Raw genomic sequence first — 18,917 nt, 5'->3', positions numbered from 1 at the left:
CTATCGGGCCGATCGAAACCGGCCCGACCGCTTGATAAAAGTTAAGCGTTATTAGGGTGCAACGGCCACGTTGGCATACACAACGCCGCTATAGCCGCCGGAAGCATACGTGTTGTAAGCACTGGTTGACTCAAACACAAACGCAACTTCCTTCTCGGTGTGGCCCGTCGCACCGGAACCAACCGCCGTCATGTTGTAGTTTTTGCTGTCGCCAGAGTTCACAAACGTTTGCTTGGCAGCGCCGCTTTCAATGGTCGCTACGGTAAACGGGATCTTGTTCAACTGACCGCCGGTGGTGCTGTTCAACTGGAACGGGGAACCAGTACTCGCGTACTGATCGTCCAGAGTCAGCTTCACTTTAAGATCGGAGACGTTGTTGCTCCACAGACGCAGCGATTTAACTTTCAGCGTATCGGCCGACATGGTGTTAGTAGCCGATGCGTGGCCGCTTCCGCCCGGAGTCAGGCGAATATCCAGCTCGGTAACCGGGTTTCCGTCCGGATCGGTGATAAGAACGCCGTCAGGAACTTCAGCCGTGACGTTGAAACGCGTGTCATAGTTGGTTACCGGAGCAGACAGTGCGGCGCCAGAAAAAGCCAGACCGGCAACGACGAATGCTAACTGTTTAATTTTCATATCGATTAATACCTATTAAATAAATGAATACTAACTTTCCGTGTAAGCAAAGGCCTAGCCCCGCTTTAATTCCTCTCCCAAAAACCAAAAGAGTGAGCAATTAAAACCGACTGTCTCTTATAGGAGAAAAGTCGCTAGCCCATATAGGAAAATAAAAATAATTTCCGTAAAAAACCAATATACGAACCAAATAATCACATGAGCATAAATATAAATTACGCAAATAAGTTTATTCGCTCGCCATGGAAATATTAACGGCTAAATATAATTCCATATAATCAATTTTCCTTAATTGTTCTTACTGAAGAGAGGAAGGAATATATAGCTAATCAACTATAATAAATTAAGAAAGCGTGTAAGGGTTTTCATTATCGTAGCGGCCGTCGGCTATGGCGTTAACGGATAAACGCTCGTCGCGTTTATCCGTCTTCTTAACAAAATTTAAAATACCTTAAGCGTATTGTGCCCAACTTCCTCGAATACCGCTCGCCGCAGGTCTTTTTCCAATTCGTCTACTGACTCGGAGACAAAGAAGTTATTCTTCCCTACGCAGGCAGTCCAGTCGGTCGAAGGCTTATATCCTACGCCGACAAAGGCGATTTTACCGGCCGAATAGCGGGTTGCCATCGACGCTTTAATTCTATCGCACATCCCGCCATTAATAAGGTTTATTGTGGGTTGAATATTGGGATGATCCTCGCCATCGGACACAATCACAATAACGCGCTTGGCCGCTCGGCTATGGCTTAGCAGCTGCGCGGCACGTAAAATACCCGGACTAATGAACGTATTCCCATACGCCACCATATCGCTTATCTGCGATATTTCATCGTATCTATCGGTCAAAAGTACCTCGTGAGCGTTAGTCGATTTCAGGCAAGCCCAGTGTTCTACCGCAATCGCATTGACGCTATTAGCAGGCTCGCCGGGAATTGCGTTAAGAGTTTCAGCGTAGTCAATGTAGTTTTCAAACGTATCGACAACGGCACCAGGGATTTCATCAAGCCTTGTATTGGTCGATATCGGCATGATGCAACGCCCTCCGCTGCCAATGCCCCAGTCGAAGGGCACGAAGCCAACGCGGTTGGTCACATTGTATGAATAAAGCTCGCGGCTTAGCTTCAGCACGATGCGCTTGAGTTCCTCAACTTTACTTCCCCCGCCGGACAGCTCCCCATTCATTGAGTTTGAAAAATCTACCGCAAAAACAACGTCGATATTGGCGCGATACTTGCGCGCTGCGCCGTTATCTCCCACGTAGACCGTTGATTGAAAACTCGGGAAATAGGATGACGAAAACCAGGCGTCGTGCTCGGTAACGGCGTTGAGGCGATACTCCACGTATTGAACGCTGTCGCTGCTATGCGGCACGCTGATAACGTCTGAAACGCTGATTGCAGGAGCGGAGACCGATTTATCGTTACGCATATAGCTCCCCAAATAGAGGGTCGCAAGAACGCGATTTCGGGCCACGGCCTCCGGCGTCTGGTTTCCGTTATCTTCCGCAGCCAGCGCCAGCGCAGCCTGCTCCATCGCGTCGGAAAGGCGAGCGCGTTCAATGAGAAACCGCGATCCTTCAAAACCCAATGCGGCCATGCCGAGCAAAAAACCGCCCATAAGTACAAACATAATGGCAATGGCGCCCCGCTCGTTGCGGGCAAAGTCGCTGATGGACCTCTTTTTACGCAGCCTGTCCTGTTTCACTACTCTTTGTTTATGCATATTCTTATCTCACTACTCTGATGGAGCTCCTGTCGATGGGTCTCTTTGCCTTTTCTAAAACAGACCAGATAAGGCAAACGTCCCGGCCGATATCTGGCTACCCATTCGCCATGCAGATCGCGGCCATAGTCCAGAGAACCGCTGAACGGGCGTGAATCCGGGTTAACGTCCACAACCTGAACGTGCAGCCGCTGCTGCAGCGTCGGGCTGTAAGACATCTCCCGATCGAACTCAATAACCAGCAGCTGCTGTTCAATACGCGAAGAGTCGATAAACAGCAGCGCATCGGGGTCAGCGGCAGCGTTTACGCTCAGCGCGCTTATGCAGCCAGCGGCAAGGCAGCAAACCCATGTTTTCCTCACGCCCATCCGCTATCTGACCACAACAATAGCGAACGATTTTTGTTGAGCCCCCTCGCTGTTGAAGTCCGTCAGCTTTTTAAACCAGCTTGCAGACGGTAAGCACAGCGTGACCTGATACATCGGGACCCAGCGGTTATAGCTGCCTTTTGGGGATAGCTCCTGTAACGTATCGAGCTTAGAGTAAGGCTCGCAGGACGCAGCGCCCACGTGATAGCGGTTATAGCGCGATATCTCTTTACGATCTGAACTCAGCAGCTTAAGGTCGACGAAGTGCAGCTCTTCGACCGTTGCGGACAGCTTGCTTAAGTCCGCATCGCTGTGCATGTTTTGCAGCGTTTTTTTCGCAAGCAGGACGGCCTGCTCGGCCTGTTCCTGAGACAGATACTCATCGCTGCCGTAAAGCTGGGTCCTCTCCCTGAGCGTGCCGGCTACTGAATAGGTAACGCGGTCAAGCTTGCCGACCAGCGCCTGCTGCAGCATCAGGTCCACTAGAAACATGATAAAAAATATCAGGACCAGCGCTATCAGGCCGAACTCCACGGCAACGGCGCCACGCTGATTAGTCCACAAATTCTGAACGTTCGTATTCCTGAACAAAGATCACCTCCCGTTTTAACAAGGTTTTTGCCCATATGCCCGGAAATGGAAAAAACATTGGCTTATAGTCGTACGCTACCTGATAGCGGGCCAATGGGCGGTTGTCCGATGCGGCGCTGTAGTTATCGTTCAGCAGATCGGCTACGTTATTAGCGAACTGCACCTGAACCTGAACGGATTGACTATTGGCAAGAAAATGCCACAGCCGCCCCCCTTCATTTGTCATACGCATGCGAAAACGCGTTTCATAGTTCGAAGCGCCTTGCAGTTGAGCGTTCTTGGCCTCCTTCGCGGACTCGCTGACCGCCAGATCGACCGCCGAGGAGATATAGGCAAGCCGAACAATCTCGGCAACGAACATCACCATGATAAAGAAGCCAAAAAACGCCATTGAGAATTCGATCGCGGCAACGCCCTCTCGCTTTATAACGAACTGATTGATTTTCAGTAACATCATCCCTTCTCCTTTCCCTTTGCCAACGGAATGCCGTCAACGCGATCCAGCGCGTCGATAATGCTGTCGGCATCGTCAGAAAGTTTTTCCGATTCAATAACGTCGCGGGCATAGCGAACGTCGCCCACTTTAACCAGCGAAAACACCAGATTGTGCAGCAGCTGCTCGCTCTTTCGTCCACGCAGATACTGAGGAAGCAGCAGGCGAACCGCATCGTCGTAGCGCCGATCGATGATCGATACCATCGCCAAATTGTTAATGGCGACGTCGTCGGCAATAAACAGCGTTCTGGCGCGCTCAATGGATTCTTTGGCCTCCGTCAGGCGGCCGCTTTGCGCATAGGCAATGCCCTTAAGGTTGTAGGCATCGCCGCTTTCCGGATTGCGCGTGAGCATCATGTCCGTCACGCGCAGCGCTTTGTCGTACTGCGCCTGCGCAATCATATTTTTGGCCTGCAGCATATAAATGCTGTCGTCAGGATTTTGCATCAGCGGCTGAAGGTAGGAGATAGAGGCTTCGCTGTCGCCTGTCAGGTAGTAGTAATAGGCCAGCTTATAGCGCACCTTCGGGTCCTCTTTTTCCTTTAACCATCCGCGATAAAGGTCAATGAGCCCGCTGTAGTTTTTTGCGCTCAGCAAGATGTCTTCCCTGGCGCTGTCGGCCGTCGCATCCATTCGTTGAGTATTGACGCAGCCGCAGATCAGCATCGCGGCGCTCAGCGCCAGTGAGTAAAAAAGACGTTTAGACATGTGACAAAATCCTTAATAGTCCGGGTGCGGCAATCAGAATGACGATTGGAAACATCACCAATAGAATGAGCGGAATGCTCATTTTGGCCGACAGTTTCCCCACTTTTTCCTCTGTTCCAAGGAGCTGTATATCTCTAATATCTTTAGATAAATCCATTAATTGCTCATAAACGGATGTACCAAAGTAGACGCTTTGCCCAAGCGTGGAGCACAGCATTTTGATTTCCAGCGTCGGCAGCGTGGCGTAAAGCTCTTTAAGCGCAGATTCAAGCCCTCTGACCTCCGCCTGCCGAATCACCCTATCCAGCGTCTTGGCCAGGTCGGCGTTCATATCGCCAAACCGGGCGGAGACGTATTCCAATGAGCTTTCAATCGTCATACCGGCCTGAACGCACACGGCGACCAGATCGATGAAGTAGGGCATATCGTTCATCATGGCGGCGACCTTTCTTTTCATCATCGCGTTGCGCACCTGAGCGGGTACGACGATTGCAACGATCAGCATTAAAACCGCAATGATGGCCACGCCATCGAGAGAAATGTGTATATCGACGCATTTGGCCGCTAAATACGCCAGCAGGGTAGAGGCGCTCGACAGCATCAGCTTATGGCCGACGTTCTTATCCAACTCATTAAAGAAACGAATGATTCGACTATTGTTGATAATCAGACTTTCATACTCTGTGCGGGAAGAGCGCGGGCTGGCGACTTCGCCGCCATCGCCCTCAATCGCCTGCTTTACGCGTTGAATAAGCTGACGTTCGCGCAGCAGCAGCAGAATAAACGCGCAGCCAAGCACCACCAGCATCAGGTAGAAGATCGTCATCAGGTGACCCTCCTGACCAGCAGCCAGATAATGCCCAGCCCCAGAGCTTCACTGGCTAAAACGTAGTAGAGAATGATTCTCCCCGCGGGATCTCCTACCACGAAATCAAAGTTCTCAGGGGAGAAAAACTTCATGCCGAAAAAGAACAGAACCGGTATTGCAGCGACAATCTTGGCCGACATTCTCGCCTCTGACGTCATAGCAAGCTTTTTGCGCTCCATCGCCTTACTGTTCGCCACGACGCGAGCAAGGCGACTCATCAGAACGCGCAGCTGACCGCCGCGCTGCACGCTAACCAGCATCACGATGATGAAAAAATAGAACTCTTTATATTTGAAGCGCTGATAGGCGTCGTTAAATACGACTTCAGCGTCCTCTCCCAGATTCAAACGGCGCCCTATCCGGTGAAACTCTGCGCCAAGCGGGCCGGACACGTCCTGCCCGGCGCGTTCTATCGCATGGTGGATACTGCTGCCGGAAGAAACGGCCGCGTTAACCACGGACAGCACTTCGGGGAACGCGTTATCAAACAGGCGACGATTCTCGATGCGCCCCATCCGTAAAAAGCCCCATATCGTAGCCAGGACCGTCAACGTGATGACGGTAAACCAGTCAAATCGGGTCCACCACGCGTTAATGGCCGCAACGACGCCGAAGATGATGAAAACCAGCGACAGGTTGCGCACCGTCTTATCGTCGTGGTAGCCGCGAAAATACTGGAGCCATTCACGACATAGCTCGCCCGCCTTTTCTCTTAGCGCGTTTTGCGCCGGGCGCTCGCCTTTTACGCCCTCAAGCATCCCCCGACGCTTTTTCCATTGCAAAACGTTCAGCGCCAGCATAAGCACGCCGGCTAAGACAATCAGCCATTGAACTATCATGATGTCATACCGAATAGGTGCTTAAGTTCGCCGGCAAGGCCGAACATTATTGCGTTATTCATCACGACCGAGCGCATCAGCAGGCCGTGATTTCTAAATTCGCCCGCAACGCCGCCTTCATCAGTACGCTCCGTTTTCGTTTGAAAAGTAAAGATGTCCTGCAATATGACGTTGTCGCCTTCGATGCCCATAATTTCGCTGATGTTCATCACCTTGCGGGAACCGTCATTCAGACGAGAAACCTGCACAATCAGGTTAACCGCCGATGCGATATTGCGGCGAATGGCCGTAATGGGAATGTTCATGCCGGACATCATCACCATACTTTCCAAACGCGCGATTGCGTCTCTCGGCGAGTTGGCGTGCAGCGTCGACATGGAGCCGTCGTGGCCGGTATTCATCGCCTGCAGCATCTCGAACGCCTCCTCTCCCCGGCACTCCCCGACGATGATGCGATCCGGCCGCATACGCAGCGCGTTGATCACCAGCTCGCGCATAGAGACCTGCCCCGTGTTCTCTACGCCCGCCATCCGCGTCTCCAGCCTGACGACGTGAGGCTGCATCAGCCTGAGCTCGGCGGCATCCTCCAACGTCAGAATGCGCTCGTTTTCACTGATATACTGCGACAGCGCGTTAAGCAGCGTCGTTTTGCCCGAGCCGGTGCCGCCGGAAATAATGATGTTGATGCGACAGCGCGCGGCAATCAGCAAAAAGTTCGCCATGTCGCTGCTCATTGCGCCCAGCGCTACCAGATCGGGCAGGCTTTTGTTGTGCTTGCTGAACTTACGTATGGAAATAGACGTACCGTCCAAGGCGATGGGGGGAATAACTACGTTCAGACGGCTACCGTCGGGCAGGCGAGAGTCCACCATCGGCCGCCCTTCATCAATGCGGCGGCCGACCTGCAGCACCAGGCGCTTGGCGATGTCGGTTAGCTGAGCGTTGTTAATAAAGCGACGCGAGGTCTTATTAAGCAGGCCGTTGCGCTCGATAAAAATCGACTCCGGCCCGTTGACCAAAATATCGCTGACCGTGTCGTCCTCTATAAACTCGCGCAGCGGCCCAAAGCCCAGAATCTCGTCAGCGATGCATTCAACCATCATTTTCTGTTCCGCCGCGCTGACGTACAGGTTATGAGAAACAATGACGCTGTCGACGTTGTTATACAGTTCCAAAATCAGCGCGTCGCGATCGACCAGGCGCTCGATTTTATCGACTTCGATACTTTTGAGCGTCTCATCGCGGATCAGAGCCTGAGTGTCGATATCCAATGCCATATCTTTTCCTTACTTCGACAACAACGTTTGACGCAGCCGCTCATAAAGCGGCAAAGGCGCGACTTTGACAATGCTGGACTCTTCCATGCCCAGCACGTAGCGCATCAATTTTTCTATCGGACGCTTACGGCCCCGCAGCCAAAGCCGCGGCGACAGCAACCCTTCCCCCGCCTTTTTGACATAAGGAAATCGGATATCAATAGGCCGCCCTAACAGCGTTTCCAGATCGCTTAGCGCCAGAGCGGAGCCCAAAGGGGGGCGACTCTCATTCAGGCAAATCAGGTTGCGCCGTCCGCAGGGCGTCCCCCCGCGCAAAAGGCGTTCGGACTCGTCTAAAAACCGCCGCGCGGCGCGAATCGACGCCGCACTGTGATCGATAACCAACACGCTGCACTGGGAGCTTTCAGCCAGTCCGCTCAGCTGCTCCTTGCTACAGTTGTGAATGCTTTGGTCAAAAACGACGAAGTTGTATTTTTGGTACTCTTCATCGGATAAGTCCGGCAAAAACAGCGCCCCTTCGCGTTTAAAATACAGCTGCTCGCCATAGCTCGCCGCGTCCTGAGACAGCTTCTTTCCCAACATCAGATCGATATCAAACGATCCGTTATTTCCCTGCAGCAGTAATAAGGGCAGCGACTTTTCCTGCGTAATCAGCCGCGCCAGCTGGTAGCTAATAAGCGTGGCGCCGATGCCGCCCTTGCAGCCCAATATGCTGATATTTACCGCACGGCGGCGGCTTTTCTGTATCGCGCCGACGGCCGCCGTCTCCACCAGCGCATCCAGCTGTAGGGCGGAATAGAAGTAGGAGACGCCCTGAGCCATAAACGCCTGCGACATAGCGATAGAATCGACGTCGCCCACTACGGCGCACCAGCAGCCTCTGGGGATCTTTGAATAAATGGACGCGACGATCCTCGCCGCGTCAGCGCTGTTCTCAATGTCTATCACCACACCGCTAAGGTTATCCGGCAATTCAAGGCGCACCGGGCTAAAAAAGCTAAAAGCGCGCTCCTCAACGCCAAAAATGCCGGCCATACGCAGCTTCTGGCAGATTTCCATACGCAACGCATTGCGAGGCGATATCACCAGGGTACACTTCTCTCTTTGGACGTCGCTCTTGCGAGCATTGTCTTTTTGCAGCGTCAACAACATGACGGGAAAGCTCCCTAAAATATAAATTCCATTGGATTAACCAAGCTCTTACGTAAGCTGTTGTTCAGCGCACAACCAAGAGAGTCATTGTCTCGATAGCGATAGTTTTGTGCGTTATAGCGGCAGTTGCGCTCCCGCAGTCGCACTCTCTCCACCGTTACCGTCAGGCTTGCGCGTTCGCTCAGGCTGAAGCCGCCCTTCTCCTGAAGGATAGTTACGGTATAGGGCGCAACGCCGCTGACTATCAGCGCCTGCCTGACGGCGTCAGCTTCATCCTTCGCTTCACGCTTAGACCAGGCAATGCGAACGCGGCTTCCCCTGTCGTCGCGGACGGCGCCAAGCACTTTTCCCACCAGTATTTCTCTATCAATACTGTTATTGCCTTCCAGTGAGAACGTCTGCGTTTCGATTTCTGCGCTGGAGTAGCTGTTTTTATCTCTCTGATACGCATCGTTCGCCCCGGCGCTTGAACAGAGAAAAAGAAGAATGGGCAAAAGTAATGCAGTCGAAAATTTCATCGAATGAATCCTCCTTTACCAAGAAAGTCCACCGCCCGCTTTTTGCTTCGGCTTTCGCCCAGCGCGCTGAAATTGAAGAAACGCTCCGTAGTGCTGGTTCGAATAAACCCAGGGAAGCTAATATCCTGAGAAGAGAGCGGCTTGACCAGGTTAACGGTCGCCACCACCATCAGCTCGGTACGATTTCGTTCGGTCTTGGCGTTGCGGAAAAACGCCCCCAGGATGGGGATATCGCCAATGTAGGGTAAACGCGCCAGCGACTCTTTTTCCGAAAGGTTGATAAGCCCCCCAAGCAAAAAGCTCTCGCCGTCCCCCAGTTCTACCGTCGTTCTGGCGCGGCGCGTTTTCAGAGAGGGAAACGAGTCGCCGGCGTCCGTGTTATAAACGTTGTCAACGCTGCTGACCTCTTCGCCCAACGTCAGGCGGATACGGCGCGTATCGTTGACCTTGGCGCCGATGTTGAGCTTGATGCCAAACTCTTTATATTGAACGTTAGTACCGTTTTGGGAGCTGGTAACAATCGGAATTTCGCCACCAACCAGAAAATCTGCCGTCTCTCCCGACAGCACCGAAAGGTTCGGTTCGGCCAGAACTCTGGCAATAGAATCATTTCGAATCGCGTGCACCAGGTTGGTTAACGAATCCGCGTCAAATTTAACGAAGCGGAAAGTGCCGGCGCTTTGCCCCACGGTGCTCCAATCAATGCCAACGTTGTCAGTAAATTCCTTAGTGACCTCAACGATAGACAGCTTGACGTTGACCTGGTTGGTAACGGGCAGCCTGAGCTTGTTAATCACGCCCTTGTAGGTAACTTCGGTAAGGAACGTCGACGGACTTTCGCTTTCGCCGCCGGAGCCGCTGTCGCTATCGCCCAACTTCTTCACCGTTTTTTTAACTTCGTTTCTCTCCGCCCCGACGCCTTCGCCGACAATCTGGTAAATGCGCTCGCGGGCCTCTTCGTTCGGCGCCTGTCCGGTAATTAAATAAGTCTTCCCAGAGCGCTGTATGCTCACGTTGCTGTCGGGAAACTCCGTGCGGATCGTTTTATCCACGTTACCGAGCAGGCCGTTAACGACAATAGAAACCTGAACTACCGGCCGGCCGGTCTTATCAAACACGCTGAGGTCCGCACGTCCCTCTTTACGCGCGTACAAAACCAAATCGTTTTCGCTGACCAGCTCATAGTCGGCAATATCCGCCGAAGAGATAAATACGCTGTCAATGCTCTCCTGCGTCTTGATCAACCGAGATTCACCGGGTTCTAAATAGACGTCATAAGCCTGCGCCTTGGCAACGAACAGCGCGGACAAGAGCAGAGGGATATACAGCCAAAACCGCTTAACGTTTTCTCTCACCACGATGTCACCCTCTGATCTCTTTTATTGTTTTTAATTGAGGCAATAGAGAATCCAGCTCGATTTTGCCCGTCTCAGTACCGCCGCCTACCGGCAATATCAACAGATCTCCCACTTTCTCAACGGTATAAATAAGTTCTAAATCATGCGTATTGGCCTTAAGCTGAAGGTAGCCAACTACGTCGTCGCTCTGGCTGGCTTCTCGCCGCTGAACCTTCAATACGGTCAAAGGAGAAATCAGACGGCTAAGAACGTATTTGCCGCTTTTCCCTCCGGCGTCAGTACTGGATTCCACGCCCACGTTAGACTTAATCCGCTTGTCTTTTGGCACTTCCAGCATGCGTAAATAGAGCGAGACTTTGTCGCCACCTCGAATAGAATCAAGCAAATAGCCATTAACGGCCTTTACCGGATACTGATAAATTGTTTCATTGCTTCGCAGGCTGTTAAGCGCAAACCCCACGGTATTGGGGCTTTCCAACATAGGCGCCGGTAAATAACTCCCCGCTTTCACCGAGCCGTTAAGCAAAAAGCCGCGCAGCGAGTCCGCGTTTAACGATGAAACATCTAAACGAACAAGATCGCTCTTTTCGTCTACCGTTATCTCATTAATTTCATAGTCTTCAGCACCAAGAACGTGGCCACTAGGAAGATCGACGCGCGCCGTCGCCAGCGTAATCGTTTTCTGCTGAGAACGCGGACTATCCGCCGTCTGCGGCGGCGCTTCCTTTACGTCAGGGGCGTCGCCGCTGCGCACAATCATGCCGACGATCCCGACCGCGATGACGACTAATGAAATGAAAAACATCGTTTTATGGTTCACTGATAAGAAACTCCCTTTATTTTTAAGAGCAGGTGATACTTGCTGTTACTCAATTGAAAGTGATTAAGATCCGTTCAGTGGGTAAATAAAATTAAAAGAAAACCTCCGGCAATGGCCGGGCCGTAGGGCACCCCCAAACGGCGAATTGATTTGTGAAAAAAAAGAAGTCCAAAGAGGGCGATCAGCCCGCCCAATACGGCCGTAAACCATAAAAAAAGCCAGGCACTGTCAAACGTTAAAGAAAGCGAAAGCGCCGAAATAAGCTTGACATCCCCGGCGCCAACGACGTTGAAATAAAAAAGAATGAATCCGGACAGCAGAAAGAAAAGCGCGAGAAAATAGTTAACCGTTCCGTCGCGAGAAAATCCTAACAGAAGAGATAAAAAGAAAATAATAACAACGGCCCTATTACTGATAATCCTATATCTAATATCCGTATAGACTATCCACAATAAGGACAAAAAAATAACAGTCATCAAGCCAGTAATAATAAATTCCATATTAACTCTTATTATTTTATGGATAAAAAGTCAATTTCTCATCCAGAGCAACGTTCTTAAAAGTCGACGCATTTTTAATGACGGCAGCCACCGCTAATCTCAGCTGCCGTCAACGTCAAAAATCAGCTACCAGAGGCAACGGTGACGCTCCGGATAGACGCAGCGATCTTCTCAAACGTTTGTTTCAGCTCGAACAAGAAGCCGCTATTGGCGCCATTCCCCAGCACCAAAGCCAATAGTGAAGCGACGGCCACGCCGATCAGCGCATATTCTATAGCCGTGATGCCGCGCTGGCTCTTGACAAACTCACGAACGTAAAGAGATGCAGAAATGTAGCCTTTTGTCATAATGTTAAGCATGTTAAATTCCTTTATAAGAAGATCTGTGACTGAAAAAAGTTAATATGATTCGGAGATATCGAACATCCAGAATTCGAATATCGCTATTACCGTTCTACTTTAACCATCTCTTGAACTAATAAACTTCAACTCAAAGTAGAATACAATCTACAGTTGACTTAAATAGCTCACCAGAAGATAGCAACGCCAGTAGACCACATTAAATTTTTATTACCCCACATTCACTACTTCAAATTTTTTTATATATTCTTAGTTATTTATATCTGAAGAAAATAAAGTCTCAGTTCAACCCTGAATGTTCTAAAAAGATATAAATAATCAACACAGAGAGTATGCTTAACCAGCACACCGCCACTACGGCCAGTATGGAGACAAAGGTGTTCCAACGTGATTGCGTAAAAAATCGACCACGCGCCGGTTCCTTACTCTGCTCTCGTTCGCCGAAGCGGAAATTTTCATGAGGCATTCGCTCAACGACAGACGCCGCGCCGTTTAAAGGAAAAACCACTGCGGGCCGTTCGGATTGAGCCGTCTGAACTATCTTGGCTCTCTCTTCGGCTGCGACTACCTTGGTTACCTTACCCACGTATTGCGCGCCTTTTCGAGGAATTGTACGTATCAGCGTTTCACGCAGACCTACCTGGGAGAAGGCCTTTCTTAACGTATACAGCTGACCGTAGTAACTACTTTCGCTGATAGCGCCGCTTTGCTCTTTCCAAACCTGATGAATCAGCTTTTCTTTTTCGGTTACGCCGTCCAACAGCAGGCTGAGAAAACGTAAGCTGTTCTCAGTCAGCTCTAGTATCGTTCCATCCGAAGCAATTAGGCATCGCTGTGAGGGAGAAAATTCAACGCCATTCTCCAGTTTAAATTTAGTATCCATAGGCCTGTCGTCCCTTGTTTTCATGCCTGAAACTATCTGTGTCTATATGCACACGCTTCCGTTCAAAAACAGTGTTAAACCGTTTTATTTATTCATTTATCAGAATTGTTATTGCGTATGCGTCCCCTTTTTACAAAGATAGAAAGGAATATCAGAATATTTATCCGAAATTTCTTAACAAGAATTAAGCCTGCCATATTGGTTAAAAACTAAACTCAATCTCAAAGTATAAGTGAAAACTATTTCCATCATCCTAATGGTGTTCTTCTATTAAAAGATTGTCAGTCCCTGACTCCTCCTCTTTCCCTTGAAACTTAGCCTATGCTTTTATCACTTTAATTTATATAGCATTCTATATATTAGCTTGTTAAGGCCTATACTATGTGAACTCTCTGTAACAATGAACTTTATTCTCCTCAATTAATCTCAATAATCCTCAAAAAGATATAATAACAACGCCAATGAAATAGAAAATTTATACATAAAAATCATATAATTATAATAAATCCACACATATGAGAGTCAAGCCCTAAATGTCTTATGTGAAAATAAAAAAAGAGTTACTAATGCTTATAACAATAAATTATAACTATACGATAAGAAAGCTGTAGCCACCCTTATATAGAAAAGATAGTGTAATTTAATTTTAGTTTACCAATAAAGACGTTGTGATAAATATAATTGATTAATTATTAGTCATCACATGAAATTGACTATAGCATAGAGCATTAAACTGTAAAGAATGAAATTTTTATTAGAATACAAAAATCAAATCAGAATCACAGAATAATAAACAAAAAACTCAAATGCTCCATAAAGACATAAAATTCAATGCAAAAATGTGGGAGCCCGGATATTAAAATGTTTTATAAAAATAATATGATTTTTTAAGGATCCGCAAGGCATACGCTTTCGGTGCGCTAAGGAAAAAAGAGAGAAAAAGAACTGAAAAACGATGGTGGACGATCGCCGCTAATGAATCCGACCGAATGCCTAAAAGGCAAAACCTCACTTTTTGTTAATGAATACACAAGAACCAAACAATCAAGTAACAATAACCAACAGGGCATCGAGGCCGCCGGCAAAAGGCAGTGAGCAAAGAATGCAGATACGGTCATCATTCTCACGATGACTGTATCTGCAACGTTCCCAATTCACGTTTAGCGACGCTTCTTTTTACCCTGTTCGCTCGCCGAGCGCTGATGCGCCATCGGCGTGTGCTTGGTTAACGCCGGGCGCGTATTACGCTGGCTTCTGCGTGCGGCGCGCTGCTCTTCAATCGTCGCCGCTGGCACCAGGCACTCTCGACGGCTGCCGATCAGATGCTTAAGCCCCATCTCCTCAAGCGCGGTGCGAATCATCGGCCAGTTGGCGGGATCGTGATAGCGCAACAGGGCCTTTTGCAAACGACGCTGGCGATCGCCCTTAGGTACCGCCACCTCTTCGCTCTTGTAGTCCACCTTCCCCAGCGGGTTCTTGCCGGTGTAATACATGGTGGTCGAGTTGGCCAGCGGCGAAGGATAGAAGTTCTGCACCTGATCCAAACGGAAGCGGTGCCTTTTCAGCCACAGCGCCAGATTAACCATGTCCTCGTCGGTGGTGCCGGGATGCGCGGAGATAAAGTACGGGATCAGATATTGCTCTTTACCGGCCTGTCTGGAATAGGCGTCGAACAGCTCTTTAAACCTGTCATAGCTGCCCATGCCCGGCTTCATCATCTTAGACAGCGGCCCCTGCTCGGTATGCTCCGGCGCAATTTTCAGATAGCCGCCCACGTGGTGAGTCGCCAGCTCTTTAATGTAGCGCGGATCCTGCACCGCTAAGTCGTAACGCACGCCGGAGGCGATCAGGATTTTCTTGATGCCCTTCAGCGCCCTCGCCCGCCGGTAAAGCTTGATCGTCGGCTCATGGTTGGTATCCATGTGTTGGCAAATCTCTGGGTAAACGCAGGAGGCGCGTCGGCAGGTTTGTTCGGCTTTCGGCGACTGGCAGCGCAGCATGTACATGTTGGCCGTCGGCCCGCCGAGGTCGGAAATAATGCCGGTAAATCCGGGTACCGTGTCGCGAATGGCTTCGATCTCACGCACGATAGAGTCTTCAGAACGGCTTTGGATAATCCGCCCTTCGTGCTCGGTAATAGAACAGAACGCACAGCCGCCGTAGCAGCCACGCATAATATTGACGGAAAAGCGGATCATCTCATAGGCCGGCAGCCGAGAGCCCTCATAGGCCGGATGCGGCACCCGCTGGTAGGGCAGCGCAAAAACGCTGTCCATCTCTTCCGTCGACAGCGGAATAGCCGGCGGATTAATCCAAACGTAGCGGTCGCCGTGCTTTTGCAGCAGCGCTCTAGCGCAGCCAGGGTTGGTTTCGTGGTGAAGGATGCGCGACGCGTGCGCGTACATCACCTTGTCGTTTTTGACCTTTTCATAGGAAGGCAGCAGCACGTAGGTTTTCTCCCACGGCTTGGGCTTGGCGGGCTGCACCACCACCTCTTTGGCCTTGGGCTGCTTTTCCGGCGCAAACGGGCTGTCTTCGTCAACGCAGGGCAAATCCTCGCCATAAGGATGTGGGATAGGGTCAATGCGCCCCGGTTTGTCCAGCCGGGTTGAATCGACGCCCGACCAGCCCGGCAGCGGCCCTTTGGTCATAATTGCCGTGTTGCGAATATCCCTGATAGCGTCAATCGGTTCACCGGCGGCCAGGCGGTGCGCCAGCTCCACCAGCGGACGCTCGCCGTTGCCGTAGATAAGCATATCGGCCTTGGCGTCCATCAGCACCGAGCGGCGTACGGTATCCGACCAATAGTCATAGTGTGCGATACGCCGAAGGCTGGCTTCAATACCGCCCAATACGACCGGCACGTCCTTATAGGCCTCTTTACAGCGCTGGCTGTAAACCAGCGTCGCGCGGTCGGGGCGCTTGCCGCCGACGTTGTCGGGCGTATAGGCGTCGTCGTGGCGCAGGCGCCTGTCGGCGGTATAGCGGTTAATCATCGAATCCATGTTGCCCGCAGTCACGCCGAAAAACAGGTTCGGCTTGCCCAGGCGCATGAAGTCTTCTTTGTTTGTCCAGTCCGGCTGGGCGATGATGCCGACGCGAAATCCCTGCGCTTCCAGCATGCGGCCGATAATCGCCATGCCGAAGCTGGGATGATCGACGTACGCGTCCCCCGTTACGACAATCACATCGCAGCTGTCCCAACCCAGCGCGTCCATTTCCTGTTTGGACATCGGTAAAAACGGCGCGGTGCCGAAACACTCCGCCCAATAGGGCGTATAGGAAAACAGCGAGCGTTCTGGCTGAATCAGGCTTACGGGGGTACTCATACGGGGTTCATCACTATTTTATCGGGTTATCTTGCAGGGCCGCGATTATACCCGTTTCCCCACGCGAAGAGCGAAGAAATTTTCAGCAACCGTTTTCTGAAGACTTCGATAAAAAGCAAAATCTTTGCTCTTCGTCAAACAAACGCGCTTTTCTTTGTAGCGAATACAATATATAGTGCCTACCATAAAAATACACGCCTATATGTAGTGATTTTATCCACCTTTCATCCACAAGATCTCCCCTATGAAAAGGGGTTTTCTTGTGGATAACTTGGAATAATGCAGTAAAAACCGAGAACTTATTGAAGGAGCCAATAGTGAAACCTGTGGTGATTAAGCGAGATGGCTGCAAAGTGCCTTTTGATGAAGTACGCATCAAGGAAGCGATCGTACGGGCCGCCACCGCCGCAGAAATTAACGATGACGCCTACTGCGCCAGCGTAGCAAAAGCCGTCGCCGACCAAATGGAAGGCCGCACGGCGGTAGATATCAACGAAATTCAGCAGGCGGTTGAAAACCACCTGATGAGCGGTAACTACAAAACCTTGGCCCGTACTTACATTGAATATCGTCACGATCGCGATATCTCTCGCGAGAAGCGCGGTCGTTTGAATCAGGAAATTCAGGGCCTGGTAGAGCAAAGCGACCTTTCTTTGTTGAATGAAAACGCCAACAAAGACAGCAAAGTCATTCCGACCCAGCGCGACCTGCTGGCAGGGATCGTTGCCAAACACTACGCCAAGCAGCACCTGCTGCCTCGCGACGTGGTGCTGGCTCACGAACGCGGCGAGATCCACTACCACGATCTGGACTACTCCCCCTTCTTCCCGATGTTCAACTGTATGCTCATCGACCTTAAGGGCATGCTGACCAACGGCTTTAAGATGGGCAATGCGGAAATCGAGCCGCCGAAGTCCATTTCTACCGCGACGGCGGTAACGGCGCAAATCATCGCGCAGGTGGCCAGCCACATCTACGGCGGCACCACGATTAACCGCATTGACGAAGTGCTGGCGCCGTTCGTTACCGAAAGCTTCAAGAAGCACCGCAAGGTGGCCGAAGAGTGGCAGATCCCCGACGTTGAAGGCTACGCTCACGCCAGAACGGAAAAGGAGTGCTACGACGCGTTCCAATCGCTGGAATATGAAGTCAATACGCTGCACACCGCCAACGGCCAGACGCCGTTCGTCACCTTTGGCTTCGGGCTTGGCACCAGCTGGGAGTCTCGCCTTATCCAGCAGTCTATTTTGAAAAACCGCATTGCGGGCCTAGGCAAGAACCACAAAACCGCGGTGTTCCCGAAGCTGGTGTTCGCCATTAAAGACGGCGTAAACCACAAGTTCGGCGACGCCAACTACGACATCAAGCAGTTGGCGCTAGAGTGCGCGACCAAGCGCATGTATCCGGACATCCTGAACTACGATCAGGTCGTGAAGGTTACCGGCTCCTTTAAAACCCCGATGGGCTGCCGCAGCTTCCTCGGCGTCTATGAAGAAAACGGCGAACAGATTCACGACGGCCGCAACAACCTCGGCGTCATCAGCCTGAACCTGCCGCGCATCGCTATCGAAGCGCGCGGTGACGAAGCCCGCTTCTGGCAGATCCTTGAGCAGCGCCTGGCGCTTGCCAAGAAGGCGCTGATGACCCGCATCGCCCGTTTGGAAGGCGTGAAGGCTCGCGTCGCGCCCATCCTTTATATGGAAGGCGCCTGCGGCGTTCGCTTAAAGCCTGACGACAACGTGGCGGAAATCTTTAAAAACGGTCGCGCCTCTATCTCTCTGGGCTATATCGGCATCCATGAAACCATCAACGCGCTGTTTGGCAATAAGGAACATCCTTACGACAACCAAACGCTGCGTGAAAAAGGCGTCGAAATCGTTCAGCGCCTGAAGGTCGCAGTCGAAGAGTGGAAGAAAGAGACCGGCTACGGCTTTAGCCTGTACAGCACGCCGAGCGAGAACCTGTGTAACCGCTTCTGCCGTCTGGACACCGCCGAGTTCGGCGTCATCGAAGACGTGACCGACAAGGGCTATTACACCAACAGCTTCCACTTGGACGTGGAGAAAAAGGTTAACCCTTACGACAAGCTGGACTTTGAAGCGCCGTATCCTCCGCTCGCTAACGGCGGCTTCATCTGCTACGGAGAATATCCGAACCTTCAGCACAACGTGAAGGCGCTGGAAGACGTTTGGGACTACAGCTACACCCGCGTTCCGTACTATGGCACCAATACGCCGATTGACGAATGTTACGAGTGCGGCTTCTCCGGCGAGTTCGAATGCACCAGCAAGGGCTTTACCTGTCCGAAGTGCGGCAACCACGACTCGTCGAAGGTGTCCGTTACTCGCCGCGTGTGCGGCTACTTAGGCAGCCCGGACGCCAGGCCGTTTAACGCCGGCAAGCAGGAAGAAGTGAAGCGTCGGGTGAAACACCTGGGCGCAGGGCAGCTGGGTTAATCCCCTTTTGCCGCTGACCGAAAGCCGCTTGATGCGGC

At 51.3% G+C, this 18,917-nt stretch carries 18 protein-coding genes; 1 reads left to right on the top strand and 17 read right to left on the bottom strand.

The window, feature by feature from the left end:
• Nucleotides 1-51: 51 nt before the first annotated feature.
• The 17 genes from G544_RS0111965 to G544_RS20435 all read right to left on the bottom strand — a co-directional run bounded on the left by G544_RS0111965 (nt 52) and on the right by G544_RS20435 (nt 16,423).
• Complete coding sequence (locus G544_RS0111965; RefSeq protein WP_027274828.1) at nt 52-636, bottom strand: hypothetical protein; 585 nt, start codon at nt 634-636, stop codon at nt 52-54.
• A 441-nt stretch (nt 637-1,077) separates the two neighbouring features.
• A complete protein-coding gene (locus tag G544_RS0111960; RefSeq protein WP_027274827.1) occupies nt 1,078-2,358 on the bottom strand; it encodes a TadE/TadG family type IV pilus assembly protein in 1,281 nt (426 codons plus the stop codon).
• Nucleotides 2,340-2,720, bottom strand: coding sequence for a hypothetical protein (locus G544_RS0111955; RefSeq protein ID WP_134389190.1), 381 nt, complete (start codon nt 2,718-2,720; stop codon nt 2,340-2,342). Before G544_RS0111955 ends, G544_RS0111960 begins: the two co-directional genes overlap by 19 nt.
• Before the next feature lie 9 nt (nt 2,721-2,729).
• On the bottom strand, nt 2,730-3,317 hold the full coding sequence (gene tadF, locus G544_RS0111950) for a tight adherence pilus pseudopilin TadF (protein ID WP_027274825.1): 588 nt from the start codon (nt 3,315-3,317) through the stop codon (nt 2,730-2,732).
• Nucleotides 3,280-3,774, bottom strand: coding sequence for a TadE/TadG family type IV pilus assembly protein (locus G544_RS0111945; RefSeq protein WP_245614598.1), 495 nt, complete (start codon nt 3,772-3,774; stop codon nt 3,280-3,282). Before G544_RS0111945 ends, tadF begins: the two co-directional genes overlap by 38 nt.
• On the bottom strand, nt 3,771-4,520 hold the full coding sequence (locus G544_RS0111940; protein ID WP_027274823.1) for a tetratricopeptide repeat protein: 750 nt from the start codon (nt 4,518-4,520) through the stop codon (nt 3,771-3,773). Before G544_RS0111940 ends, G544_RS0111945 begins: the two co-directional genes overlap by 4 nt.
• Nucleotides 4,513-5,346: a type II secretion system F family protein gene (locus tag G544_RS0111935; RefSeq protein ID WP_027274822.1), complete on the bottom strand. Its 834-nt coding sequence runs from the start codon at nt 5,344-5,346 to the stop codon at nt 4,513-4,515. Before G544_RS0111935 ends, G544_RS0111940 begins: the two co-directional genes overlap by 8 nt.
• The gene (locus G544_RS0111930; protein ID WP_036023952.1) at nt 5,346-6,227 is read right to left on the bottom strand and encodes a type II secretion system F family protein; all 882 of its coding nucleotides are present in this window, start codon (nt 6,225-6,227) and stop codon (nt 5,346-5,348) included. Before G544_RS0111930 ends, G544_RS0111935 begins: the two co-directional genes overlap by 1 nt.
• A complete protein-coding gene (locus tag G544_RS0111925) occupies nt 6,224-7,504 on the bottom strand; it encodes a TadA family conjugal transfer-associated ATPase (protein WP_027274820.1) in 1,281 nt (426 codons plus the stop codon). Before G544_RS0111925 ends, G544_RS0111930 begins: the two co-directional genes overlap by 4 nt.
• 9 nt (nt 7,505-7,513) lie before the next feature.
• Entirely contained in the window at nt 7,514-8,656 is a 1,143-nt protein-coding gene (locus G544_RS20440; protein WP_051155718.1) for a CpaE/TadZ family protein, read from the bottom strand.
• A 14-nt stretch (nt 8,657-8,670) separates the two neighbouring features.
• Entirely contained in the window at nt 8,671-9,174 is a 504-nt protein-coding gene (locus G544_RS0111915) for a hypothetical protein (protein ID WP_027274819.1), read from the bottom strand.
• The gene (locus G544_RS0111910) at nt 9,171-10,532 is read right to left on the bottom strand and encodes a type II and III secretion system protein family protein (protein ID WP_309297257.1); all 1,362 of its coding nucleotides are present in this window, start codon (nt 10,530-10,532) and stop codon (nt 9,171-9,173) included. The genes G544_RS0111915 and G544_RS0111910 overlap by 4 nt, the downstream gene beginning before the upstream one ends.
• 4 nt (nt 10,533-10,536) lie before the next feature.
• Complete coding sequence (locus G544_RS0111905) at nt 10,537-11,352, bottom strand: SAF domain-containing protein (RefSeq protein ID WP_027274817.1); 816 nt, start codon at nt 11,350-11,352, stop codon at nt 10,537-10,539.
• Between the two features lie 74 nt (nt 11,353-11,426).
• On the bottom strand, nt 11,427-11,852 hold the full coding sequence (locus tag G544_RS0111900) for an A24 family peptidase (RefSeq protein WP_027274816.1): 426 nt from the start codon (nt 11,850-11,852) through the stop codon (nt 11,427-11,429).
• A gap of 122 nt (nt 11,853-11,974) precedes the next feature.
• Entirely contained in the window at nt 11,975-12,211 is a 237-nt protein-coding gene (locus G544_RS0111895) for a Flp family type IVb pilin (RefSeq protein WP_036023950.1), read from the bottom strand.
• Nucleotides 12,212-12,491: 280 nt separating this feature from the next.
• Nucleotides 12,492-13,094, bottom strand: a complete 603-nt coding sequence (locus tag G544_RS0111890; protein ID WP_027274814.1) for a winged helix-turn-helix domain-containing protein — start codon at nt 13,092-13,094, stop codon at nt 12,492-12,494.
• Between the two features lie 1,160 nt (nt 13,095-14,254).
• Complete coding sequence (locus G544_RS20435) at nt 14,255-16,423, bottom strand: YgiQ family radical SAM protein (RefSeq protein WP_051155716.1); 2,169 nt, start codon at nt 16,421-16,423, stop codon at nt 14,255-14,257.
• Nucleotides 16,424-16,740: 317 nt separating this feature from the next.
• On the opposite strand from G544_RS20435, the gene nrdD reads away from it, so the two are divergent.
• Entirely contained in the window at nt 16,741-18,879 is a 2,139-nt protein-coding gene (gene nrdD, locus G544_RS0111880) for an anaerobic ribonucleoside-triphosphate reductase (protein ID WP_027274813.1), read from the top strand.
• Nucleotides 18,880-18,917 lie beyond the last annotated feature (38 nt).

The sequence above is a fragment of the Leminorella grimontii ATCC 33999 = DSM 5078 genome (genome assembly GCF_000439085.1).
GTDB lineage: Bacteria > Pseudomonadota > Gammaproteobacteria > Enterobacterales > Enterobacteriaceae > Leminorella > Leminorella grimontii.
This window is presented reverse-complemented; position numbering and strand designations above follow the sequence as displayed.